The sequence below is a fragment of the Sphingomonas epibiotica genome, from assembly GCF_039615155.1.
Taxonomy (GTDB): domain Bacteria; phylum Pseudomonadota; class Alphaproteobacteria; order Sphingomonadales; family Sphingomonadaceae; genus Sphingomonas.
Window position 1 is genome coordinate 327,838 of sequence record NZ_JBDGHY010000005.1, and the last position, 23,865, is coordinate 351,702.

The window sequence follows — 23,865 nt, forward strand, 5'->3', positions numbered from 1 at the left end:
GCATGACCGATCTCAACGGCAAACGCATCCTGCTGACGGGGGGAACCAGCGGCATTGGCCGCGCGACGCTAACGGCGCTCGCCGCCGCGGGCGCACGGGTCCTGACCTGCGGCCGACACCAAGCGTCGCTGGAGGAAGCGATGACGGCAACACCGGGCGACGTGTCCGTCGTCGCGGCGGATCTAGCCGGCGAGAAAGGGGTCGATACGGTGTTCGCGGCGGTCGACGACACGCTCGGCGGGGTCGACATGCTGGTCGCTTGCGCGGCGCTCGGTGCCGATCCGATCGTGGACATGGACGATACCAATTGGCGCTATGTCCTAGACACCAACCTCGCAGCCTATCTTGGCTGCGCCAAGCATGCGATCGAGCGGATGGAGGCGGCCGGTGGGGGCCACCTGTTGTTTGTCGGGTCGATCAGTACCGAGATCAAAGCGGTGGGCGAAAGTGTCTATGCCGCGACCAAGGCCGGCGTACAGGCGTTCGCCGAAACGCTGCGCAAGGAAGTCGCCGGCCGCAACATCAAGGTCAGCGTCATCCAGCCCGGATCGGTCGACACAGCCATGCAGCAATGCAGTACGGAGGAAAAACGGGCAGCGGTCGCGGCGGGCGAGATGCTCGATCCCGCCGAGATTGCCGAGGCGATCCTTTTCGTCCTCACCCGTTCTGCCGCCTGCGACATCGTCAACCTGCGCATCGAACCGTTGCTGCAAAAGACCGCTTGAGGCACGCGCTGGCGACCAGGCCAACGGACGTGACCGGACTCGCGGTGGCGCGGATGCCGATGAAATCACCGGGGATAGGGATGCCCGGTATGAAGGCTCTGGCCTACGACCAGATCGCGTTCGGATCGGGTGCATGTCGCCTTCACGCCCACCACGGGAAATGACAGTGGGAGCGGATGACCACCCCCACTGGTTCTGTATCAGTGCTTCATGCCCGACATGTCATGACCGGCATGGTCACTGTGTTTGCCGTCTTTCAGACCGGCGCAACAGTCGCCCTTCTTGCCGTCCTGTTCCTTGCAGCAGTCCGCGCCGTCCTTGCAGCACGCCATGGCGGCACAGCACGAACCGGCCGCGAACGCGACACCGGGGATGGCCAGCGCCAAAGCGGCGCCCATCAGCTTGAACTTGTTCATCAGTAACTCCGTCGATTGAAACCGTTAGATCGTGATCGTCACACGGTTCGCGGAGGCGGCGTCGCCGGGGGAGTGGGCATACCCGCAAGGCCGACGACCGGCAGGGGGCGCAAAGCCCGGCGTGCGGGAGGGGCAATGTCGACGGGTGAAAGCGCACTGGCCTGAAGCGCCGTGCACGGGCTCGAGCAGGCCGCTTGTTGCGGTGCCTTCCCAGGCTTCGGCTTGCTTTCGCAACCGGCCATTTCCAACGCGACAGGCGAGGCGTTCGCAACCGCCTCGCAGATCGGCCCCAGGCGCATGATGAGCACCAGCGCCAACACGGCCAGAGCTGCGAGGCGACGCATAGCGGCAAGACGCGGCAGTCGGCGTTCCATAAGCGCTATCGACCCCTACCGTTGATCGATGTCAATGCACGATCGAGAGCGTCGTCGGCACCGCTACCATCCAGAGCACCATCGCGATGATCATCACGTTCCGGGTGGAGCGATAGGAAGCCGATCGGCACGTTGCGGTCCCCGTCCACGCAGGCGCACTTCAGTTCGCTTGTCGACATAGGCCGCCTTTCAGCAATGTGATCGGTCAGGGAATGCTGACCGGTCTGACACGCTGGTTCGCCAATACAATATTGTCAGCGATGGCTTCAGCGTACTTCGAAACTGCTTCCGATTTCGGTTTTGTCACCTGCGCTGATCCAGCAGTCAAACCGGCCGGGTTCGATCTGCCGCGTCCCGTCGCTCGCTATCAACGCCAGTGCATCACCGTCGATCGTCAGCGCCACACGCGCCTCAGCGCCGGCCGCCAGCGTAACCCGTGCGAAGGCCTTCATTTGCCGTATCGGCCGGGTCCTGCTTGCCACCCGGTCATGGACGTCTAGGCGAACCAGCGCCGACCCGGTTCGCGTGCCGATGTTACGCACCAGCACCGATACCGGCACCGCCGCACCGGCGGCAACCGTTCCCGGCAGGCGGAGCGCCGACAGCGCGAAGCGCGTATAGCCCATGCCCGACCCGAACGGGTACAGCGCCCGGTCCGGTGCGTCGCGCCAATGGCTGCGGCCCGGCGCCATCGGGTCGCTGTCGGGGGCGGGCCGGCCGGTGCTCCGCCGGTCATAGGACCAGGGCTGCTGTCCGCTGGCGATCGGAAAGCTGACCGGCAGCCGCCCGGTCGGCTCGACCTTGCCGAACAATATGTCGGCGATCGCCGGCCCGGTCTGCTCGCCTAGGAACCATGTCGCGAGCAACGCTGGCGCATCGCGCACCGCGCCGGTCAGCGCCAGCGCACGACCATGGCGCAGCAGGACGATGATCGGCTTGCCGATCGCCGCCACCGCCTCGGCCAGCGCCTGTTGCGCGGCCGGGACGACGATGTCGGTCCGGCTGTTGCCTTCGCCCGACATGTCCGCCCCCTCACCGATGGCGAGGAGGACGATATCGGCCGCTCGCGCCGCCGCGACTGCCCGCTCGATCCCACCGGGCAGGGGTTCGCCGATCGCGCTCCCCGCTTCGACGACAAGCAGTGCCGGATCATCGAGTACCGCGCGCAGCCCCGTCGCAATATCGATGCCGTCGCCGGCATTACCCGCAAACGACCATGGTCCGTTCAGATTGGCGCGATCCGCCCCGAACGGACCGATCAGCGCGATGCGTTTGCCCGCGCGCGGTAATGGCAGCAGGTCGCCATCGTTGCGCAATAGCACGATCGATCGCGTCGCCACCTCGCGCGCCATCTGCTTGATCGCGACGCTCCCGGTCTCGCGCCGCTCGGCCCGCCGGTCGATCGACCGGAACGGATCATCGAACAGTCCCAGCCGCTCCTTCAGCGTCAACACCCGCCGCACCGCCTGATCGACGGCGGCGTGCGGCACGCGTCCTGCCGCGACGAGTGCCGGCAGGTGACGGACGAACAGCCCGCTCTGCATCGACATGTCGATCCCGGCAAGAATGGCGAGCCGTGCAGCGTCGGCCTCGTCCGCCGCTACGCCGTGCGCGATCAATTCGCGATCGGCATCGTAATCGGACACGCATACCCCGTCGAAGCGGAGTTCGCCGCGCAACATGTCGGTCAGCAGCGGGCGATTGGCGCTGACCGGCACGCCGCCGAAATCGGTGAACGACGCCATGGTCGCGCCGGCACCGGCGGCAAAGGCGGCTGTGAATGGCGGCAGGAACGTCTCGCGCAGTTCGGCCGCGCTCATGTCGACCGCGGCATATTCCATGCCGCCCCGTACCGCGCCATACCCGATGAAATGCTTGGGCGTTGCGAGGAGCGCGTCGGCGCGCGTCAGGTCCGGTCCCTGAAACCCCTCGACCCGCGCCGCCGCCAGCAATTGGTTGAGCAGCACGTCCTCGCCCGCGCCTTCAGCGACCCGGCCCCAGCGCTGGTCGCGCGCGACATCGACCATCGGCGCGAAGGTCCAGTGCAGTCCGCCCGCGGTCGTCTCCACTGCCACCGCCCGCGCCGCCCGGCGCGACAAGTTGGGGTCGAACGCCGCCGCCTCCGCCAACGGGATCGGAAAGATCGTCCGGCACCCGTGCAGCACGTCGGCGGCGAAGGCGAGGGGGATGCGCAACCGGCTCGCCAGCGCCGCGTCCTGCGCCCGGCGCGCGCCCGCTACGCCATAGCCATTAAAGAGCATGCCGATGCGTCCGGCGCGAATATCGGCCAGCATGGCATCGCCGCCGCGTGGATCGATCACCGGATTGAAGACCGCGCCGACCGGACGGATCTCGTCATTGAAGCAACTGAGCTGCCCCGCCTTTTCCGGCAGCGTCATCTGCGACAGCAGCGTCTCGACCCGAACGGAGGCTGCACGCGCGACGATCGGCAGCAGCGCGGCGGTGCTGCCGAGCAGCGCGCCCGACAAAAGCTTCCTGCGACTTGTCAGCATTGCTTCGACTAAATGTTGCTGGATCGCCACAGTTCGGCTCGCAAAGTCTTCGGTCCGTTAACCAACATTGCAGCCTTATCGGCGCGGGTCTAGTTGTAACCGGTTCCGGGAACCCCGGGACCAAAGATTACAGGGTGGAGAGGATCATGCTGACATTTAACCGCTTTGGCGGACGCGCGGCATTGCTGGCCAGCGCGACGCTGCTGCCGGTCGCGGCTTTCGCACAGACGTCGCCGGCCGATCCGGCGACCACACAGACCCCCGATGGCACGACCGCGACGACCGATGACGAACAGGATGTGATCGTCGTCACCGGCACGACCACGCGCGATCGTCCGCTCATCACCGCATCGGCCGACATCACGCTGGCCGACCGCGCCGATATCGATCGCCGCGCGCCGCGTTCGACTGCCGACATGCTCGAACTCGTCCCCGGCATCTTCGTCGAAGCGACGGCGGGGCAGGTGTCGAACAACTATTCGGTGCGCGGTCTTCAGGGCGGCGGCCAGCGCTTCGTCCAGTTGCAAGAGGACGGCATGCCGATCCTCTATGGCGGGGGCGGTGCCGACTTCTTCTTCGATCAGGATCTGACCATCGATCGCCTCGAAGCGGTCAAGGGCGGCTCGTCGGGCGTGCTGACCGTCAACGGCGCGGGTGCAACGATCAACTTCATCTCGCGCCGTCCGAACTTCAACGAAGCCGAAGGGGCGGCGCGCGTTACCGCCTATAATTACGGGATTAAGCGCGGCGATTTCTATTATTCGCAACCGCTCAGCGACAATCTGGCGTTCAATATCGGCGGCTATGTCCAGTCCAGCCCCGGCGTGCGCGACAATCCGTTCGATTACGCCGGCTGGCGGATCAAAAGCATGCTCGAATATCGCTTCGACGGCGGCGGCTATGTCCGGCTGTCGGCAAAGGGCGGCGATGTCGAAAACGCTTATTACGCTACGATGCCCTATCGGCTCGACGACGGGGAGGTGCGCGGCATCGCCGGTCTCGATACCCAGTTCGGCAATGTCGGCGGCGATGCGTTCGCGAACATCGCGGTGCCGGTATCGACCTTCGCCCATCCCAGCGGCTTCCGCGAATTCCGCTATCGCGACGGGATCAAGGCAAAGACGGCACAGGTCCGGCTGGACATCGAAAAGCCGGTCACCGACACCCTCGATCTGTTCGCCCATGCCCGCTACCTGAAATATTCGTACGACTTCAACGGCCTGTTCCCCGGGTCGGGTACCGGCAATGGCGGCCTGACCAGCGCGCGCAATTATCTGACGCAGGGCGGCAATTCGCCGATCAACGATCTGCTGGTGCTGGGTTCGGCCAATTTCCCCGATCGCGTGCGGTTCGGGATCAAGAACCTGCGCACCGGTGTGGTGCTGGGGTCGAACCAGACGGGCGAACTGGACGCGCTGAACGGCAACGGCTTTTTGCAGCGGACCGTCCTCAACCACGACTATATCGACGGGCGCGACTTCGGCGCGAATGTCGGTGGACGCTGGGAATATGAGAACGACAGTTTCAAGAACTCGCTGACCGCCGGCGTAATGTATTACAATGTTAAGCGATCGCAGGATCAATCGGCGACCGCCAGCGTCGTCAACGGCGTCAGCACGAACAGCGACATCTACGATATCGTCGCGCTCAATTCGGCCAATCAAGTGATCGGCACGCTGTCGGATAACGGCCTCGTATCCTATGGCGACTGGGGTGCCGGTATCCGCGAGCGTCTTGATTCGGCGGTCTCGCTCTACGTCAACGACGAAGTCGCGATCGGCGATCTGCGCATTGACGGCGGCGTTCGCTGGGAAAGCGACGACGCGATCGCGCGCGATGGGAACCAGTTGGCGACGAACCAGCCGGTGCCGGCGGGTGTCGGCGGCGTCGTCCGCAATGTCGGGTCCAGCTTCGATGGCACCTTCACCGTGCGTCAGCGCACCCAGCGCAAGGCGTCGTGGACGGTCGGTGCCAACTATCTCATCACCCCGAACTTCGCGGTCTATGCCCGCTACGCCAACGGGTTCCAGACCAACAATGTCGACCCGATCACCACGATCGAGCTGTACGAAGCCGGCGTCCGCTATCAGATGGGGCGCTTCTTCTCCGGCTCGGCGACCGTCTTCCGCACCAACTTCGACAATCAGAATTATAACTTCGCCAACCCCACCAACCCCTCGCAACAGCAGAATCTGAACGCCGACCTGCGGACCAAGGGCGTCGAGATCGACTTCGTGGTGCGGCCGACGACATGGTTCTCGGTCGATTTCCAGGGCGTGTTCCAGGACCCGCAACTGCTCAACCTGCAACTCGACGGCGTCGATCAGGGCGCGTCGTTCGAGGGCAATCGCCCCGAACGCACGCCGGCACAGTTGTTCACGATCCTGCCGTCGTTGACGCTGCCGAACGGTCTTGGCGACGTCTATGCCCGCTACAAGTTCGTCGGCAAGATTTTCGCCGACAACGGCAACGGCATCGCACTGCCCAGCTATGGCGTGACCGGGATCGGCGTGAACCTGAACCTCAGCCAGCGGGTGCAATTGAACCTGAACGCAGACAACGTTTTCGATGTCGTCGGCCTGACCGAGGGCAATCCTCGACAGGGTCAGACCCAGGCGATCACCGACGGCTTCTTCTATGCCCGTGGGATCGTAGGACCAACCTATGGCGGGTCGCTGACGTTCCGATTCTGACGGAATGTTCGTTTTCCCGGACAACGGCTCCCCTCTCTTGGCAGGGAGGGGAGCGATGCCCAGTCGTAACGACGGCCGGAATATCATCAAAAGAGGTTAAGCGATGAAGACCATGGCGCGGTGGTTGCTTGCGGGTGCGATGCTTGCGGGAACGGGGCTGGCGGCGGCACAGCGCCCGGCCAAGGCTCCCGAACTTGCCTATCAACTGACCGAGGGACAGAATCTCAACGCCTTCGTCCGCGAAGGACCGGTGGCTGCGCATCTGTTGCTGCGCAACGGCACCGATCCGCGCATCCTTGTCGCCTTTCCTGCCGGCAATAGCGGTGTCGGCCTGTGGTTCGCTCCCGTCGGGCGAGCGGCAACGTGGCGCCTCGAACAGGCACCACGTCCGACCACTGCGCCCGGCGTTGCCGGGCCGCAGCCGGCGATCATGACTCTCGCCAGTATCGACGTGCCAGAACTGCGCATCAAACAGGCGGTATTGTCGTCGATCCGCTTCCTGCGCGACTACCAGTCGGTCGGACGCTTCCCTGCCGAAGTCGCGGTCGAGCCAGTCATCGCCGGCGACACGATCCGCTGGAGCCGCCCGCGTCTTGACGGCAAGCCGGGCTATCTGTTGCAGATAAGGTTGCTGTCCGGCTCGATCCGGAATGGCGTGCTGGTTGCCGAGGCGGGTCGCCCGCTGCGCATGGAGATACTGGCTTCGAGCGGTGAGACGCCGCTGAACGGGCTTGCTCCGAACGAACTGCTCAATGCCCGTGCGGCCAATAATTCTACCGCGCGCAACGCACTGCAATTCCTCAGCTATCGCGAGAAATTCCTGGCCGGGTCGTGGCGGTTCCAGACCTATTTCGGTCGCGACACGCTGATGTCGCTACGCCTGCTGATGCCGGTATTGCAGCCGCAGGCGATCGAGGCGGGGCTGGGTTCGGTCCTCGCCCGCCTCGACGCGCGCGGCGATGTTGCGCATGAAGAGGGCATAGGCGAGTTCGCGGTGGTCGATCGGCGCAAACTGGGTCAGCGTGGTGACGCCGCCGTGCTCGATTACGCGATGGTCGATGACGACTATATGCTCGCGCCCGTCGCCGCTGCCTATCTGCTCGATCACGGTAACGCTGCCGCCGCCCGCACCTTCCTCGCCCGACCACTGGTGTCTGAAGGCGTCCCCGATACCACCGCCCCGGCCGGCAAGCTTCTGGTGCGCAACCTGCGCTACGTCATCGACAGCGCAGGGCCGTTCGCGAAGCGCCCGGACGCGTCACGGCTGGTAGCGATCGGCAAGGGGCGCCTGACCGGCCAGTGGCGCGACAGCGAAGAGGGTCTGGGTCGCGGCCGCTATGCCTATGACGTCAATGCCGTGTTCGTGCCAGCGGCGCTGGAGGCGGCAGCGCGCATGTTGCGGGCAGGACTACTCGATCGCTATCTCACCGCGGAGGACCGGGCGGCGCTGATAGAGGCGGAGGCGATGGCGGTAGTATGGCGCGACCGCGCGCCGGGCATGTTCCGCGTGTCGCTGCCTGCAGCACAAGCCCGGCCGCGGATCGAAGGCTATGCGCGCTCGCTCGGTATCCCCGGTGCGCCGGCGCTGGGCGCACTCGGCACCGCACCGCTCGTCTTCCATGCGATCGCACTCGATGAGGGCGGTCGGCCGATCCCGATCGTGAACTCGGACGAAGGCTTCGCGCTGCTGTTCGCCGAACCATCGCCCGCCGATCTTGAAACCTATGTCACCGCTGCGATGCGACCGTTTCCCGCCGGCCTGATGACCGATATCGGGATGCTGGTCGCCAATGCTGCGCAGACCGACACGACGGTGCAGGGACGCTTCACCCCCGCCGCCTATCACGGCGCGGTCGTATGGTCGTGGCAACAGGCACTGTTCGCGGCCGGCCTGGAACGACAACTCGCTCGACCCGACCTCCCGGTCACCACCCGCACGGTATTAACTACGGCGCAGGCGCGATTGTGGCGCGCGATCGCCGCCACCCGCGCGACGCAGAGTTCGGAGCTATGGTCCTGGGCCTATACCGGCGGCCGGTATCAAGTCGTGGCATTCGGCGCCGGCAAGCAGGACGTCGACGAATCCAACGCCGCGCAATTGTGGAGCACGGTCTATCTGGCAGTCCGGCCGCCGCAGGCGGTCAGGTCAGCGAAAGGAAAGCGGTAACCGTCAGCCGCCCCCGCGCCGGATCGCCGTTGAGCGCTAGATCGGGTGGGATCAGCCCACTGTGCAGCAGCGCGCTGCGGTACACGACCGCGCGGTTGCAGCGCGCATCGGCCGCCGACACCTGTTCGAACTGCGCAGTCGATTGCTGGATATAGGCGGGGGGCGGCGGTGCATTGCGCATCTCCGCCCGCACGGCGTCCAGATATGTCGATACGCGGGCGGCGTCGATCGTTTCGAAACCGGTTGCGCGGTGGCGGTAGAAGGCGGTGCCGCCGCTGCCTTCGCCACCTAGATAATGGACCAGGGCAATCCGGTCCGGATCGACCGCGTCGAAATGGGGGATGCGTTGCTCGACCGATAGCCGGTCGGCGGGCGTCGTCACGACTGAAAAACTGGCGTCGAGCAGCGCGATACCTCCGGCGTGGCCAAACACGTGCGCCACCACTTGCGACAGCGCCGGTCGCACTGCTTGGAAGTAATCGCGTGGCAAGGTCGCCCGGACGCCCGGATATTGCCGCAATGCCGGTTCGAACCGCGCGGCCACGGCAAAGTCACGCAAGGCTTCAGGGTCCGGATGGAAATGATCGACGATCGCGACCGGTTGTCGCTCCGTCCCGATCCGTCGGGCGACGATGTCGGGCGCGGTCATGCCGGGCCGATCATCGCCGCCAGGGCGGCATCGTGCATAGGCAGCGTGGGGGCAGCGCGCGCAACGATATCGGCGATCTGGCGGACCTGCGCCCGGTTGGTCGCGCTGTCGATCGCGTCGGCGAGCGGGTTATAGCCCTGTGCAACGATCCCCTGGCCGTTCAGCACTGCCAGCCAGCTCGCGTCGCGGAACAGTTCGTCGGTATCGAGGATGAGCCGCCCCGACCGGCGATACTGCTCCTCGCGAAGCACCAGCGTCTCGGGCAATGCCATGGTCCGGCACTGCGTCCACAGCGGTTCGCTGCGTCCGCTGGTCGCGTGATAGTGTAGGATCAGGAAATCCCTGATGCCGTCCATGTCGCGCGCGAACACGGTGTTGAACCGGTCCGCCAGCGCAGGATCGCAGTCGCGATCGGGGAACAGTGTCAGCAGCTTGGTAATGCCGCTCTGAATCAAGTGAATGCTGGTGGACTCGAGCGGTTCCAGAAACCCCGCCGACAGCCCGATCGCGACGACATTGCCCCGCCATGGACGCCGTCTGGTGCCAGCGGTGAAGCGCAGGAAACGTGGTTCAGCCAGCGGCTCGCCGTCGAGGTTCGTCAGAAGTGTCGCCGCTGCCTCGTCGTCCGACAGATGGCGGCTCGCATAGACATAGCCGTTGCCGGTGCGGTGCTGCAGCGGGATGCGCCACTGCCATCCCGCCGCACGCGCGGTCGATCGCGTGAACGGCGTGGTCGCTGCGACCCGGGCGCACGGCACCGCGACCGCGCGGTCGCACGGCAGCCAGTGCGACCAGTCGTCATAGCCTTCGCCCATTTGCCCCGCGATCAACAGGGCTCGAAACCCCGAACAGTCGATGAACAGGTCGCCCCCGATCCGTTCGCCGCGCTCGGTCATGAGCGACGTGACGAAGCCGGTCTCGCGATCGCGCTCGACATGCCGCAACGTGCCCTCGATCCGGGTGACGCCCGCCGCCTCACTGCGTTGGCGCAGAAAGGCGGCGTATAGTCCGGCATCGAAGTGATAGGCGTAGCCGAGCGTCGACAGGATCGATCGCGCATCGCCTATGGGCTTCGCGAACCGCCCCTGCGCCGCCAATTGCGTGGCGAGTGACAGTGCGGGCAGGGAAACGTCCAACCCCTCCGCTTGCGCTTTCAGCCAACGATGATGAAAGGCGACTCCCGGCAGCGTCGCGCCGAACTGGCCAAAGGGATGGAAATAGCGGTGCCCCGGTGCGGTCCAGTCTACGAACTCGATGCCGAGCTTGAACGTCGCCTTCGTCGCGCGCAGAAATTCGGCCTCGTCGATGCCGACCAGTTCGTTGAACCAGTGTATCGTCGGGATCGTAGCCTCGCCGACTCCGACCGTCCCGATCGTGTCCGATTCCAGCAGGGTGATCGCAACCGTCGTACCGAAGCTGCGTGACAGGGCGGCAGCCGTCATCCAACCAGCGGTTCCGCCCCCCAGGATGACGACACGGCGAACGCGATCGGTTGTTTGCATGGTATTGTTGCTACACCGCTGTTGACGCGTTGAGAACCGAGCATGGCGGTGCGCAGGATCCGATGGCCAGCCGCGCCCCGTCTTCGGTTTGGTCGTTCTGAAAAGACCGGATTAGAAACGGTGTGCGGTTCAACGAGCGCCGGTCTCTATGCCGTTTGGATAAAGAACGAGGGGCACATCAGGGGGTACGTGGTGTAGGAAAGGCCGTATTCGATCTAAGCGGTTCCATACAGGGTGCCTCGTTGGCTATCCCATCGGCGGCAAATCTGAGAGTACCGCTGGAAAATTTCAGTAGAAATTTCCCGAATCATCCGCACGCAGCCGCCTGCCTTCAGCCACGTTTATCCAACGAATAAAGGATAGAACCCCGGCTTTTCCCAGTAATGTCCTGAAATCGCTGGTGACCCCTACGAGAGAAATCGCCAATCGCAAAAAACGGCTCAAAACCGCGGAATACTGGATGGCGTCCCCGGCGGCTTTATACCTGCAGGTCCGACCTGATCCTATACCTGTGCATCGTCCGCGCCGCGGCGATGCCGCGACGGAACGCATGTAGGATTCTAGGATGGAAGAGTCATCCAGAATTCGTGCAGATGGTGATCAACCGTTCGACCTTGGAATTCGTCCGTGAACGATCCCTGCCGACGGCTTAGCTCCTCGACGGGACCCTACGTCGATGTCCGGAGCCGCGTTCACGAGGCAAGCAACGCTGGCTGTCGCCTTCCGCTTTGACGATCCGTGCGAGGTCGCTGCTTATGTCGGGTCGGATCAGACGTCGGTGGACCGCTTCAGCTCCCTATTTCGTGCTCCGTTACAGAACTAGCTAGCTCGTCGGCACATACTACCCAAGACCCGTCGTGCAGGCTTCTTATGAAATCCTCCTCGGCGTCGGACAGTGCTTTTCGCGGTGCCTTCGTTTCCAAGGCTCTCCAAAATTCGGGCCAGTGCTTTATGCCCCATAATGTAGTGAACTTCTTCGACCGAACGGCCACGACATCGGAGTAGGCGAGGATATCCACTTTGCCGCCTTCGCCATCATGCCAGAACATAATGGCGTTTCGCGGTATCGGCGGAAATTCAGCGTGACGCGCCCTGAGGATCAGATCTCTGCGATTGGTTTGGAACTCGCCTTCCTGCTCGGCGGCTTCGTAATGTCGAGCGGCTTTCGAAGCCTCTTTCGTAAGCGTGGTCGACAGACCGCCTTGCGGTAGCGCCGGTAGCCGGGATGCTTGTCGCCTTTGACGAGGGCGCGGGCGGTGCGGGAAATTATTAGTTCTACGACCAGTCATACGAGTACTCGTATGACTGGTCGGATGGAGGTGGTCGGCCGGGTGTCGGGTCGACGGCGGTGGTCGGATGCGGAGAAGCTGGAGATCCTGGCCGAGGCGTTCCGGCCGGGAGTTCGGGTTTGCGACGTCATCGCGCGGCGCGAGGTGTCGAGCAGCCTGATCTACACGTGGCGCAAGCAATTGCGTGAAGGCAAGCTGGCGGGCGTTGTGCCTTCGTTGCCGGTGTTCGCCGAGGTGCAGATTGCCGAGCCGCCCCCGCCGGCACCGCAGACGGCGGCATGTTCCCCGGGGCACATCCACATCGAGCTGCCGGGGGGCGTGCGGGTGAGCGTCGACGGACACGTGGATGCAGGCGCGCTGGCACGGGTGTTGTCGGTGCTGCGGTGAGCCCGGTGCCGGTGCCGTTGCCGACGCGGGTGTTTCTGGCGTGCGGCGTGACCGACATGCGCAAGGGGTTCGATGGCCTGGCGGTGCTGGTGCAGCAGGCGCTGGCGCAGAACCCGCATTCGGGTGCTTTGTTCGCTTTCCGCGGCAAGCGGGGGCATCTGGTCAAGCTGCTGTGGTTCGACGGGCAAGGCCTTTGCCTGTTCTCGAAGCGCCTCGAGCGTGGCCGCTTCGTCTGGCCGGTGACCGCGACCGGCACGGTGACACTGACGCCGGCGCAATTGTCGATGCTGCTGGAGGGCATCGACCGCTCCCCCTGCTGATACCACCGCGCGGATCGCCGCGCTGGAGGCTTTGCTCGCCCGGGCCAATGCCGCACTCGCGGCCCGCGACCTGCTCATCGATACGCTGCGCGGACAGATCGCCCGGCTGCGGCGGATGCAGTTCGGCGCCTCGTCCGAGAAGCTGGGCCGCGAGATCGAGCAGCTCGAACTGGCGCTGGAGGAACTCGAGGCCGAGCGCGATGTGCCTGTGCCCAAGGTGGCCGACAGCGGCATGGTGGCGCGTCCAGTGCCCGTCCGCAACCTGCCGGGGCATCTGCCGCGCGAGGAGGTCGTCCACGAGCCGGTGTCGGGTGCCTGCACCTGCCCGGACTGTGGCGGTGCGTTGCGGCCGCTCGGCTCGGACGCGCACGAGATGCTCGACATCGTGCCGGTGCGCTGGCGGGTCGTGCGCAACATCCGCCCCAAATACAGCTGCCGAACCTGTGAGAAGATCGTCCAGGCGCCGGCGCCTGTCAGCGTCGTGGCCAGGGGCAAGGCGACCTTCGCGACGCTGGCGCATATCGTCGTCTCGAAGTTCGACCATCATCTGCCGCTCTACCGCCAGGCCGGAATAATGGCTGCGCAAGGGCTCGACATCGACCGCTCGACGCTGGCGGGCTGGACCGGACAGGCCGCAGCGCTCCTCGACCCCATCGTCAGCCGCATCCGCGACGAGGTCCTCAGGGCCGACAAGATCCATGCCGACGACACACCCGTACCGGTGCTCGACCCCGGTCGGGGCAAGACGGCAACCGGTCGGTTGTGGGTGTACGCCGCCGACGACCAGGCGTCCGGCAGCACGGCACCGCGTGCGACCTGGTATCGCTTCACGCCCGACCGAACCGCCGCGCACCCGCTGGTGCATCTCGCCGGCTTTCGCGGCTTCCTCCAGGCCGATGCCTATGCCGGCTATGACGGGCTCTACCGCAGCGGTGTCACCGAGGTCGCCTGCTGGGCGCATTTCCGGCGCAAGGTCTTCGACCTTCACGAGCGGTCGCCCACACCGCTGACTACCGACATCCTCGAACGCATCGGCACCCTTTACGCTGTCGAGGCCGAGGTTCGCGGCCAGCCACCCGATGTGCGATGCCGAAGCCGTCAGGAGAAAAGCCGGCCGCTGGTCGATGAACTGCGCGCGGTGCTCGACGCGGCCCTGCGTCGCCTGTCACCGAAGTCCGACATGGCCCGGGCCATCGCCTATGGCACCAAGCGCTGGCCGGCGCTGTCGCGCTTTCTCAATGATGGTCGCCTCGAGATCGACAACAATATCGCGGAACGTGCGCTGCGCGGTGTCGCCGTGGGAAGGCGCAACTGGCTGTTTGCCGGCTCTCGCGCAGGTGGCGAACGGGCCGCTGCCCTCTACACCGTCATCCAGACCTGCAAGGCCAACGGCGTCGACCCGCACGCCTACATCGCCGATGTCATCGCCAAGGTGGCCGGTGACTGGCCAGCCAGCCGCTGGGACGAACTCATGCCGTGGAACTGGATGCCGCCAGCAGATCCGCCGACCGCGCAAGCTGCCTGATATGCGGTCGTCACACCACGCTTACCACCGCTGTCGGCACACACCAGAAGCTGGACGACGATCGGTTCATGGCTGCTGGTTGGGAATTGTCGGTTCTTGAAAGCGAAATAATTAGTTCCCTGAAATGACGGCGGTCTGCGAAGTTCACGGCATGGGTGGAGGTTCGTCGTTGCACGACGAGGTTTCAGGTCATCGACGGATGACGGCGGTCCATTTCGTCATCAAAAACCTCTGTCCGATTTTCATGTTCGTAGCCGTCCGTGCGATGGGTGCGTGAGGTAATCACACAGCCCCTCATGCAGCCAAGACCCATGGCATTGTGTGCCTACGGACCGTATTTCGACCACTCGCCGAGGCGGGCCGTTCCATTATTCCTTCAAGTTATGGGTCGCGTCCACTCTTCGATCTAGTCTTGGTGGCGTCCGCATCGTTACGCTCGTTTTCGGGGAGGTAGAGCATGCAGAACCCCTATAACGAGGGACTTGCGCGCGGCGGTATCGCCGGATCGACGGTTGGCGATTGTCCATACAGGTCGTCGTTCATGGCTACGGAACGGAGTCAATGGCTCGCCGGCTTCGCCGCTGCCACCAACGCTGAGGCTGACTTCGCATCAGTAGCCACGACGCGGGAAATTAGTTTCCTCCTGGTTCAGACCGAGGCCGGGGCGTCCGCCGGTGTCGGCCCTACCGGCGACAAGTCCCTCCGCGCTCCGGTTCGCCAACGGTAGGGCATGCTTATCGCCTTCGACATGGGCGCGGGCAGTGCACGAAGTTTTCGGTTCTGCGACTGGTTAGACGAACACTCGTATGACCAGTCGGATGGAGTTTACGACGTTCGTCCGGCCGGGGCGAGGACGCCGATGGACGAACTACTGCCGACCCAGGGAAGATGTCGGTGCGTCCTGCGACATCGGGCGCATGGGTCGCTCGGACGACACTACCGTGAATCCGTCAGCTGGGATGCTGCCCGCCCGGAGCGCAGCGTAGCGCGTATGAGCAGTCAAGCCGTTGTGGGGACCAGACAAGATGCCAGAAAGACCAGGACGAACGATGTCCGGTCGTGCGCGACCGAACCGAGGTAGGCATACACGCCCCCCGATGCGAGGCTGCCGACGCTGATCGGAAGCAACATGCACCGGATCGTTGGGCCGCATGCTCCGGCCACGAGCACGCTCGTCTCGGCAAGGACCGGTACCAGCCGGCAGATCAGGACGGCTGAGGGTCCGCGACGAGCGAGCATGGTCTGGAGCTCCACGAACTCGGCGGAGCCGAGCGCCGCTGCGACGCGTTCACGCCCAACCCATCGAGCGCCGATCATGCCGACCAGCGCTCCGGTTGCCATCCTACAGCCACATAATTCGGGACGCGCGTCCCGCGATGTAGCTTGCAGCTCCCCGCTGCAAACGACGGTCCGAGATACGTCTTGCTCGATTGATGTCGCGTCAGGCTGCGCGATGGTCCATGAACAGTCTCCGGGCTCCCAAAGACGAAAGCGTACGCCGTCCGCGGCACTCGAAATGCTGAAGCGGCGACACCAAGACGTCGCCGTGTCTGCCGGGCGGGGAAGTTTGGGGCGGCTGCCCAAACGATAGGCCGACGGGACTGGCGCTATTGCGGTACGAAGAACGTGCGCATGATCGCGTACTCACCGCCGAGCACGATGGCTTCGAAGTGGCCAGGCGTAGAAGGTTTCGACAGACCTATGGTCCTGAACCCGTCGGGCGTCGTTCCAACTCGGAACGTACGGATGCACGCGGTGCTGTCTCCTCGGCGGACTACATGCCAGATCCGTTCGGCTCCGCCCTCTCCGAGCTTGGACACGCTGGCGGACGTCGCACAGAAGTTTCTAGGCTCGACGACCCGCACGAGTACTTCACCCGTCGCCGCTACCGTGACGCTCGCCTTCCCCCCTGGCTTGCACGCCGCCAAGGGAAGCGCGACGGCAACCACCATTGACAGCATGCCGGTCAGAGACGCCGAGGCCGCAACTTTGCCTTTACCGCTCGCCTTCGTCATGCCGTACGTCTCCAGCGAGCGTTCGGCAGGACTCCGCACGAAAGTTCGCTTCGATGACGGTGGACCTATAGGGAGCGAGGTTCAAGATCGTGGGTGAGGACTTTCGGAAATGGCTTGGCGGGCGGCGGACATCGCATCTGCCATCTCGACGCCATCAGTCGATTCTGAATGTTGGCTTCGTCGTGGCGCACGACGCCGAATTCCATGGTCTCGTCGCCAAGGGGGCGCTCCCGCGACCGGTTCTGTCGTTCGGGCCACCGGGATCGCGGGTTGGACGACAGACAGGAGCTGATCGAGACGATGAGGAGCAACGAAATCGTCGCAGGAGAAAGGTGGCCCGCAGCGCAAACCGATCCGGTCCAGTTGTTCAGTCAGCCTGCTTTTGGACTGTGAATTTTGACTAATCCTTATCAGCAGCTTGCGATGTGAACTTGTCACTACGCGAGGACCGCGGTAACATCTGGGGACGAAGACCAAGCGGTATCTCCTCGTGCCGGACTTGACTTCAGTCTGTAGGCCTCGTTTTCATCGGACGAGTAGTGGTCGTGGACGTCGTCGTCTGATTTTGTGGCATGCCGGTTTGTCTGCTGCCCGCTCTTCTATTTCTTATCCACATCCTTCTCGCCGCGACCTAAAAACGCTTCGATCGTACGACCGCGACGCGCTTGCTCACCGCTCCACCAGCCGGTCCTGGGAATCGCTGCGCAGGGTTGCGAACTTGCTTGCGGGCATCGGTTGTAGGAAGGCATGGCGGATGCTGGTCCTGCTCCTCGTCTCACTCGTTGGTAGCTGTCTGCTGCCGCAGGTCGCCCGTTTCATCGGGCGCGGGGCCGGGCTGCTCATCGCGCTGTTCCCGCTCGGCCTGTTCGCGGCGTTCGTCCGGATGTCCGACATCGTCGAGCGAGGATGGGTGCGCGGCGAGGGCAGGGACTGGGCACCGTCGGTCGGACTGGACCTGACGTTGCGGCTCGACGGCTTTTCGTTCCTGTTCTGCCTGCTAATCACCGGGATCGGGACGTTGGTGATCGTCTATTCGGGCGGATATCTGACCGACAAGCCGCGACCTCAGCGGGCGCGGTTCTTCACGCTGATCCTGCTGTTCATGACCGCGATGCTCGGCACCGTGCTCGCCGACAATCTGTTGCTGATGGTGACGATGTGGGAGGCGACCAGCATCCTGTCGTTCCTGCTGATCGGGTTCGACAGCAAGTCGGCCCGTGCGCGGCGGGCGGCGCTGATGGCGTTGCAGGTGACGGCGGGCGGCGGCCTCGCGCTGGTCGCGGCGGTCGCGATGATCACGCACGTGCTCGGTACCTTTTCGCTGGCACAGACGATCGAGCGCACGCCCGAACTGGTGTCGAGCAGCTGGGCGGCGCCGATCGTCGTTGCGGTGATGATCGCGGGCTTCACCAAATCGGCGCAGTTTCCGTTCCACTTCTGGCTGCCCAATGCGATGCAGGCGCCCACCCCGGCTTCGGCGTTCCTGCATTCGGCGACGATGGTGAAGCTTGGCATCTATCTGCTCGCGCGGTTCGAACCGGCGATCGCCGCGACGATCTGGGGCCGCAACGTGATGATCGCGGTCGCCTGCATCACCATGCTGGTCGCGGCGGTACAGGCGTTGCGCGCCGAAAGCTTCAAGGCGGCGCTCGCCTATTCCACGATCGCTTCGCTGGGTATTCTCGTGCTGCTGGTCGGGCTGGACGGGCCGACCGCGACGGTGGCGATGATCGGCTTCCTGATCGCGCATGCGCTGTACAAGGCGGCATTGTTCTTCTGCGCCGGATCGGTGCTGCACATGACCGGGCAGGGATCGCTCCGTGCGCTTGGCGGGCTTGCCCGGCGCATGCCGTTGACCGCCATCGCCTGTATCGGCGCCAGCCTGTCGATGGCGGGGATCCCGCCGTTTTTCGGGTTCATCACCAAGGAGTTCCTGTTCCAGGCGCAGATCGAGAGCAGTTGGGAAAGCGTGCCGATCGCCATCGCCGTGCTCGTCAACGCCGTGATGGTCGCGGTCGCTTCGGTCGTGACGCTGCGTCCCTTCTTCCTGTCGCCCGGCGCGCCGATCGAGTTCAAGAACCGCGAGAGCCTGTCGCTGGGGCTGCCGCCGCTGTTCCTGTCGCTGCTGGGGTTGTTCCTCAGCCTCAATCCGGGCTGGATCGAACGCGTCGTGGTCAGCCCGGCGGTCGCGGCGGTGTATCGCCGGCCGATCCCGGTCGACGTCGCGGTGTGGCATGGCGTGACGCCGATGCTGTTGCTGAGCGGACTGGTCGTCGTCGTCGGCATCGCCATCGCCCTGTTCTGGCGCCGCATCCATCTGTTCCTGCGCGAACATGACGGGTTCGAACGCTTCGGCGTCGAGCGACTGTGGGAAGCGAGCCAGCGCGCACTGCCATGGCTGTCGGCGCGCACTGTCGGCTGGACCGAACATCGCGACCTGCGCGTGCTGCTGGGCATCGTCGTCGCGACGATCACCGGCATCACCGGATGGTCGATCTGGGCGGTCGGCGCGCCGTTGCACTTCGATAGCGGGGAGATGCCGCACATCGCCGATGCCGCCATCGCGCTGGCGGCGGTGGTCGGCGCGGTCGTCGCCGCTCGATCGCAGCATCTGGTCACGACGATGCTGGCGGTCGGGCTGACCGGCTTTGCCGTCGCGATCATCTTCATGACCGGCGGGGCGCCGGATCTCGCCATCACCCAGTTCACCGTCGAGGCGTTGCTGGTCGTGCTGCTGACCGCGATGCTGGCGACGTTGCCGCTGACGGCCGGACGCACCCGCAGCCCGGCGCAGCGATGGGTCGATGCGGGGCTGGCGGGCGCGCTGGCGCTGATCTTGCTGGTCGCGACGCTGGATGCGGCGGCGACCGTCCATGGCGCGCCCGCGTCCGACTTTTTCGGACAGATGAGCTATATCGCCGGGCGCGGGCATAATGTCGTCAACGTCATCCTCGTCGATTTCCGCGCCTTCGATACGCTGGGCGAGACGGCGGTGATCGCCGCGGCGGGGCTGCTGGGATCGGCACTGCTCGCCCGTGGACCCGATGACCGGGCAGCGCGCGGTGACGTGCATTTCAGCTTCGCGCTCGCGGCAGGGCCGCTCTTCGCCCTGTTGCTGACGGCATCGGTGGCGATCCTGTGGCGCGGCCATGACCAGCCCGGCGGCGGGTTCATCGGCGGACTGGTGGCATCGCTCGCCTTCGCCGTCCTGTCGCTGGCGCGCGGGCCGGGCGAAGCGGCGCGTACCCTGCGGGTCGCCCCGACCACATTGATCGGGGCGGGGCTGTCGCTTGCGATCGCCAGCGGCCTGCCCGGCATGATCGGCGGCGGGCCGTTCCTGACGCATCTATGGTGGGAGCCGGGCGGATGGCTTCCCAAATTCGGCACGACGTTGCTGTTCGACATCGGCGTCTATCTGGTCGTGCTGGGCGCGGTGCTGACCTATCTATTCGGATTGCAGAAGGAGGCGGTACGATGATCCTGCTCCACGCCGTCGCCGCCGCGATCGTCATCGCCTGTGCCGTGCATATGGTGTTGTCGCGCAATCTGGTGCGTATCCTGCTCGGCCTCGCGCTGCTGGCCACGGGCACGAACCTGATGCTGTTCGTCGCCGGCGGGCAGGGCGGGCGGCAGCCGCCGTTGATCCGCGAGGGGGCCAGGACGCTCGACGTGTCGGCCGACCCGACGATCCAGGCGCTGATCCTGACGGCGATCGTCATCGGCCTGGCGCTGACGGTCGTGCTGGCGACGGTTGTGCTGCGCGGATGGCGTGGCACTCGCTCGCTCGATGCGCGCGATCTCGATCTGGTCGAACAGCGGCGTCCGGTCGACACGGTCGCACCGCTGTGATGGCCGACACCCTGTTGTTGCTCGCGCCGGTCGGCTTGCCGCTTTCGGGAGGTGCGATCGCCATGTTGCTGCGTCGGCGGGCACGTCTGGTCGAGCCGTTTGCGGGCGCGGTCGTGGCGTCGACCGTGCTCGCATCGTTCATGCTCCTGCTGCGGACGCTGGATCGCGACCGGCTTGCGGTCACCATCTTCGGCGGGTGGCCGAACGGCATCGGCGTCGGCTTCGCTGCGCGGCTGCCGGGCGTGGCGCTCGTCGCGGTCGTGGCGGTGGTCGCACTGGCCGCCGCCATCTTCGCGCGTGCGGATATCGGCGACCGGCGGCGGCGGGCGGGGTATGACGCGCTGATGCTGGCCCTGATCGGTGCGGTGAACGGCGCGCTGCTCACCACCGATCTGTTCAACCTTTATGTCTGGTTCGAACTGGCGCTGATCGCCGCGCTGGGACTCGTCCTGCTGGATCGGCGGCGGCATCAGGTCGGTGGCGCGACCCGCTATGCCGTGTTCGGCATGGTCGGCGCGACGGCGATCCTCGCCGGCGTCGGGCTGCTCTATGGCGTGACCGGCACGCTGGACATGGCCAGCCTCGCCACGATCCTGAAGTCGCAACCGCCCAGCGTCGCGACCGCCGCGGCGGCGGCGCTGCTCGTGTCGGGCTTCGCGCTTAAATCCGGTCTCGCTCCCTTTCATGTCTGGTTGCCCGCTTCCTATGCCTCCGCACCGCTAACGGTCGCGGCGGTGTTTGCGGCGCTGATGACCAAGATGGGGTTTTTCGGGCTGATGCTGGTCACGGCCGGCATGTTCGGCAGCGGGGCGGCACAGATGTTCCCGGTCATCGCGCTGCTCGCCGCTGTGACCATGCTCATCTGCGCACTGGCGACGCTGGGACAGACCGACATGCGCCGCCTGATCGGCTATCATGTGGTGGCGCAGGTCGGCTACATGGCGGCCGGGCTGGCGATCGGATCGCCGATGGGGCTGGCGGCGGCGACTTTCTACATGATCCATTCGATGATCGTGCAGGCGAACCTGTTCCTCGGCATCGGCGCGATTCGCCGCGCGACCGGCAGCTGGGATCTGAAACGTACTGGCGGCATGGTACGGTCGGACCGCCTGTTCGTGTTCCTGTTCGCGGTGCCGATGCTGTCGCTGGCCGGTATCCCGCCCTTGTCCGGTTTCTGGGCCAAGCTGTTCGTCATACGGGCGTCGGTCGATGCCGGCATGGGCTGGCTGGCGCTCGTCGCGCTCATCGCGGCGTTGCTGACGATCGTTTCGGTCGCCAGCCTGTGGGCGGAAACCTGTTGGAAGGCGCTGCCGACCCACCGTCACCCGCGCGACGTACCGGCGGCGATGAAGGCCGGCATGGCGGTGCTGTCAGCCGCGACGCTCGCCATCGGGCTGTTTCCGCAACCCTTGTGGGTCGTCGCCCGGACCTCGGCACGGACGTTGACTGAACTGGGACTATGACCCTCATGCGACGCATCCTCGCCGTTCCGGCACTGCTGGCCGTGTTCCTGTGGGACCTGGTCTTTTCCTCGTTCAAGGTAGCGGCCGTCGTGTTGCGCCCCAGGCTGCGTACCCGACCCGCCATCCTCGTGATGACCACCGATCTCCGACAGCCCTGGGCGGTCGCATTGCTCGCCTACCTTACCTCGCTGACGCCCGGTTCGACGTGCCTGCATGTGTCCGCAGATCGGCGTCGGCTGTACCTGCATGTCCTCGACGCGCCCGATCCGGCCGCGACGATCGCACGCTTCCGGCAGCTGTACGAACGCTGGGTGCGGGAGTTGGCGGCATGATCGCGTTCGACCTGGCCGCGATCGCCTGGGGCCTGATGGCGCTGTTGTGCGTCGCACTAGCGCTGACGGCAGGGCGGATGCTGCGCGGCCCGACGCCGGCCGATCGTTTCGTCGCGTTCGACATGCTGACGGCGGTGGCGGTCGCCTTCTCGGCGCTCACTGCCGTCGCGACCGGTCGCAGCGGGTTTCTCGACGTGGCGCTGGTGCTGTCGCTGGTAAGCTTCGTCGCGACCGCGGCGTTCGCGCTCTTCCTCGAACAGCGAAAGCGGCCATGATGTCGATCTCCACCGTACCCTTGCCGATCCTGTCCGGCGTGCTGCTGATGGCGGCCGGAGTCGCGTTTCTGCTGATCGCCGCGATCGGCCTCGTGCGGCTGCCCGACGCGCTGCAACGGATGCACAGCGCGACCAAGGCAGGGACGCTGGGCACCGCGCTGGTCATCCTCGGCGCGATGCTGCTGGGCGAAGTCGCGCGGCCGCAGACCGGGTTGTTGACGATCGTCTTCCTGCTGGTGACGCTACCCTTCGGCGCACAGCTGCTGGGTCGGGCGACCTATCTGGCCCGTACGCCGATGGACGGGATCGAGGACGACCCGCTGGCCGAGGACGCGACGTTCCGGTCGTGAACGACCGCTGACCGTTCCGATCCGATCAGCCGAGGAGGGTGGAAACCTCTGAATAGGCGTGGTCAGCCGCCATGCACCTCGGTCGGACCTCGCGGTGCCTGTGACCTTTTAAAAATCGACATGCTGGCGGCGAAGCCGCCCGCTCAGACCGTTCGTCCGCGCGAACTCCAACGAGCGCCCGACAGGGCGCCCGCGAGGACCATGACGGCGGCTACGACTGCAGCCGCGCCGACGAGGGTCGCTTGACTTCCCCCGGAAGCGAATATCGCGGCGAGCGCCCATAGAAATACGAGTGCGTAGGTGTTTGATCCCACGGTTTGATGGTGCGATCCTTTCGTTGGAATGGAAGGAGGCCATATGGGACAGGTACGTCATGGGTGCGCCACGACCACGCACGCTGTCCGAGCAGCAATACAGCGATCGCAAGCTTCGCTCGCGACGCTGAGCCGGCAGCTGGGGATCAACCCCAAGACGGTAGCGAAGTGGCGTAAGAGGGCGACGGTCAAGGATTTGAAGACCGGGCCGAAGGCCCCTCATTCAACGACCCTGACCCAGGCGGAGGAGGCGATGGTTGTGGCGTTCCGGCGCCACACTCTGCTGCCCCTCGACGACTGCCTCTATGCGTTGCAGCCGTCGATCCCGCACCTGACGCGGTCAGCATTGCACCGATGTCTGCAGCGGCATGGGATCTCCCGCCTAACAGATGTCGAGGGCGACAAGCCGAAGCGGCAGCGCTTCAAGCGCTACCCCATTGGCTTCTTCCACATCGATATTGCCGAGGTGCAGACTGCCGAAGGCAAGCTCTATCTGTTCGTTGGCATAGACCGCACGAGCAAGTTCGCCGTCACCCAACTGGTAGACAAGGCTGACAGGCGAACCGCGTGGGAGCAGCCCCCCTCGGGTGGTCCGGGTTATTAGTTAGTGCATTGTCGTCTCCGCCGCCATTGCCGGTCGTAGGTGGAGCGAAGCGGAACCGGCGGCCGGCAATGGCGGTGTCGCCGCTTGTGGTGCGGGCGGCCGA

At 65.2% G+C, this 23,865-nt stretch carries 19 protein-coding genes and 1 pseudogene; 13 read left to right on the top strand and 7 right to left on the bottom strand.

All coding sequences use genetic code 11. From position 1 onward, the window contains the following. Positions 1-2 precede the first annotated feature (2 nt). The gene (locus AAIO73_RS12590) at positions 3-725 is read left to right on the top strand and encodes an SDR family oxidoreductase (RefSeq protein ID WP_345878514.1); all 723 of its coding nucleotides are present in this window, start codon (positions 3-5) and stop codon (positions 723-725) included. 200 nt (positions 726-925) lie between these two features. On the opposite strand, the gene AAIO73_RS12595 is transcribed toward AAIO73_RS12590, so the two are convergent. Further along, entirely contained in the window at positions 926-1,141 is a 216-nt protein-coding gene (locus AAIO73_RS12595) for a hypothetical protein (RefSeq protein ID WP_345878515.1), read from the bottom strand. A gap of 640 nt (positions 1,142-1,781) precedes the next feature. Continuing rightward, positions 1,782-4,028, bottom strand: coding sequence for a glycoside hydrolase family 3 N-terminal domain-containing protein (locus AAIO73_RS12600; RefSeq protein ID WP_345878516.1), 2,247 nt, complete (start codon positions 4,026-4,028; stop codon positions 1,782-1,784). 146 nt (positions 4,029-4,174) lie between these two features. Here AAIO73_RS12600 and AAIO73_RS12605 point away from each other — a divergent pair, with 146 nt between their 5' ends. Both AAIO73_RS12605 and AAIO73_RS12610 read left to right on the top strand, forming a co-directional pair. Further along, the gene (locus AAIO73_RS12605; protein WP_345878517.1) at positions 4,175-6,721 is read left to right on the top strand and encodes a TonB-dependent receptor domain-containing protein; all 2,547 of its coding nucleotides are present in this window, start codon (positions 4,175-4,177) and stop codon (positions 6,719-6,721) included. 103 nt (positions 6,722-6,824) lie between these two features. Further along, complete coding sequence (locus tag AAIO73_RS12610; protein WP_345878518.1) at positions 6,825-8,888, top strand: hypothetical protein; 2,064 nt, start codon at positions 6,825-6,827, stop codon at positions 8,886-8,888. On the opposite strand, the gene AAIO73_RS12615 is transcribed toward AAIO73_RS12610, so the two are convergent. Continuing rightward, entirely contained in the window at positions 8,863-9,537 is a 675-nt protein-coding gene (locus tag AAIO73_RS12615) for a DUF6445 family protein (RefSeq protein WP_345878520.1), read from the bottom strand. The genes AAIO73_RS12610 and AAIO73_RS12615 overlap by 26 nt on opposite strands. Further along, complete coding sequence (locus AAIO73_RS12620; protein ID WP_345878522.1) at positions 9,534-11,039, bottom strand: tryptophan halogenase family protein; 1,506 nt, start codon at positions 11,037-11,039, stop codon at positions 9,534-9,536. The genes AAIO73_RS12615 and AAIO73_RS12620 overlap by 4 nt, the downstream gene beginning before the upstream one ends. 1,313 nt (positions 11,040-12,352) lie before the next feature. Here AAIO73_RS12620 and tnpA point away from each other — a divergent pair. The 3 genes from tnpA to tnpC are packed head-to-tail and all read left to right on the top strand — an operon-like array spanning position 12,353 to position 14,560. Continuing rightward, positions 12,353-12,715, top strand: a complete 363-nt coding sequence (gene tnpA, locus AAIO73_RS12625) for an IS66-like element accessory protein TnpA (RefSeq protein WP_345878524.1) — start codon at positions 12,353-12,355, stop codon at positions 12,713-12,715. Continuing rightward, a complete protein-coding gene (tnpB, locus tag AAIO73_RS12630; RefSeq protein WP_345878525.1) occupies positions 12,712-13,035 on the top strand; it encodes an IS66 family insertion sequence element accessory protein TnpB in 324 nt (107 codons plus the stop codon). The genes tnpA and tnpB overlap by 4 nt, the downstream gene beginning before the upstream one ends. 13 nt (positions 13,036-13,048) lie before the next feature. Further along, positions 13,049-14,560 carry an IS66 family transposase gene (gene tnpC, locus AAIO73_RS12635; protein ID WP_526023801.1) on the top strand — a complete coding sequence of 504 codons (1,512 nt, stop codon included), beginning with the start codon at positions 13,049-13,051 and terminating at the stop codon, positions 14,558-14,560. A 999-nt stretch (positions 14,561-15,559) separates the two neighbouring features. Here the strand turns inward: tnpC and AAIO73_RS12640 are convergent. Together AAIO73_RS12640 and AAIO73_RS12645 are read right to left on the bottom strand one after the other, a co-directional pair. Beyond that, complete coding sequence (locus AAIO73_RS12640) at positions 15,560-15,901, bottom strand: TVP38/TMEM64 family protein (RefSeq protein ID WP_345878528.1); 342 nt, start codon at positions 15,899-15,901, stop codon at positions 15,560-15,562. A gap of 266 nt (positions 15,902-16,167) precedes the next feature. After that, the gene (locus tag AAIO73_RS12645; RefSeq protein ID WP_345878529.1) at positions 16,168-16,575 is read right to left on the bottom strand and encodes a hypothetical protein; all 408 of its coding nucleotides are present in this window, start codon (positions 16,573-16,575) and stop codon (positions 16,168-16,170) included. 754 nt (positions 16,576-17,329) lie between these two features. Here AAIO73_RS12645 and mbhE point away from each other — a divergent pair. The 7 genes and pseudogenes from mbhE to AAIO73_RS12680 form a co-directional block, all read left to right on the top strand. After that, complete coding sequence (mbhE, locus tag AAIO73_RS12650) at positions 17,330-20,053, top strand: hydrogen gas-evolving membrane-bound hydrogenase subunit E (protein WP_345878531.1); 2,724 nt, start codon at positions 17,330-17,332, stop codon at positions 20,051-20,053. Continuing rightward, positions 20,050-20,424: a sodium:proton antiporter gene (locus tag AAIO73_RS12655; RefSeq protein ID WP_345878533.1), complete on the top strand. Its 375-nt coding sequence runs from the start codon at positions 20,050-20,052 to the stop codon at positions 20,422-20,424. Before mbhE ends, AAIO73_RS12655 begins: the two co-directional genes overlap by 4 nt. After that, entirely contained in the window at positions 20,424-21,887 is a 1,464-nt protein-coding gene (locus tag AAIO73_RS12660) for a proton-conducting transporter transmembrane domain-containing protein (RefSeq protein WP_345878535.1), read from the top strand. Before AAIO73_RS12655 ends, AAIO73_RS12660 begins: the two co-directional genes overlap by 1 nt. Next, positions 21,884-22,219, top strand: a complete 336-nt coding sequence (locus AAIO73_RS12665; protein WP_345878537.1) for a Na+/H+ antiporter subunit E — start codon at positions 21,884-21,886, stop codon at positions 22,217-22,219. The genes AAIO73_RS12660 and AAIO73_RS12665 overlap by 4 nt, the downstream gene beginning before the upstream one ends. Beyond that, positions 22,216-22,494, top strand: coding sequence for a monovalent cation/H+ antiporter complex subunit F (locus tag AAIO73_RS12670; protein ID WP_345878539.1), 279 nt, complete (start codon positions 22,216-22,218; stop codon positions 22,492-22,494). Before AAIO73_RS12665 ends, AAIO73_RS12670 begins: the two co-directional genes overlap by 4 nt. Then, positions 22,491-22,844, top strand: coding sequence for a monovalent cation/H(+) antiporter subunit G (gene mnhG, locus AAIO73_RS12675; RefSeq protein WP_345878540.1), 354 nt, complete (start codon positions 22,491-22,493; stop codon positions 22,842-22,844). The genes AAIO73_RS12670 and mnhG overlap by 4 nt, the downstream gene beginning before the upstream one ends. 357 nt (positions 22,845-23,201) lie before the next feature. Beyond that, a pseudogene (locus AAIO73_RS12680) lies at positions 23,202-23,726 on the top strand (transposase family protein); the annotation flags it as partial. A 36-nt stretch (positions 23,727-23,762) separates the two neighbouring features. Here AAIO73_RS12680 and AAIO73_RS12685 read toward each other — a convergent pair. After that, positions 23,763-23,865 (bottom strand): integrase catalytic subunit (locus tag AAIO73_RS12685; protein WP_345878560.1); only part of this gene is annotated, 103 nt, incomplete at its 5' end.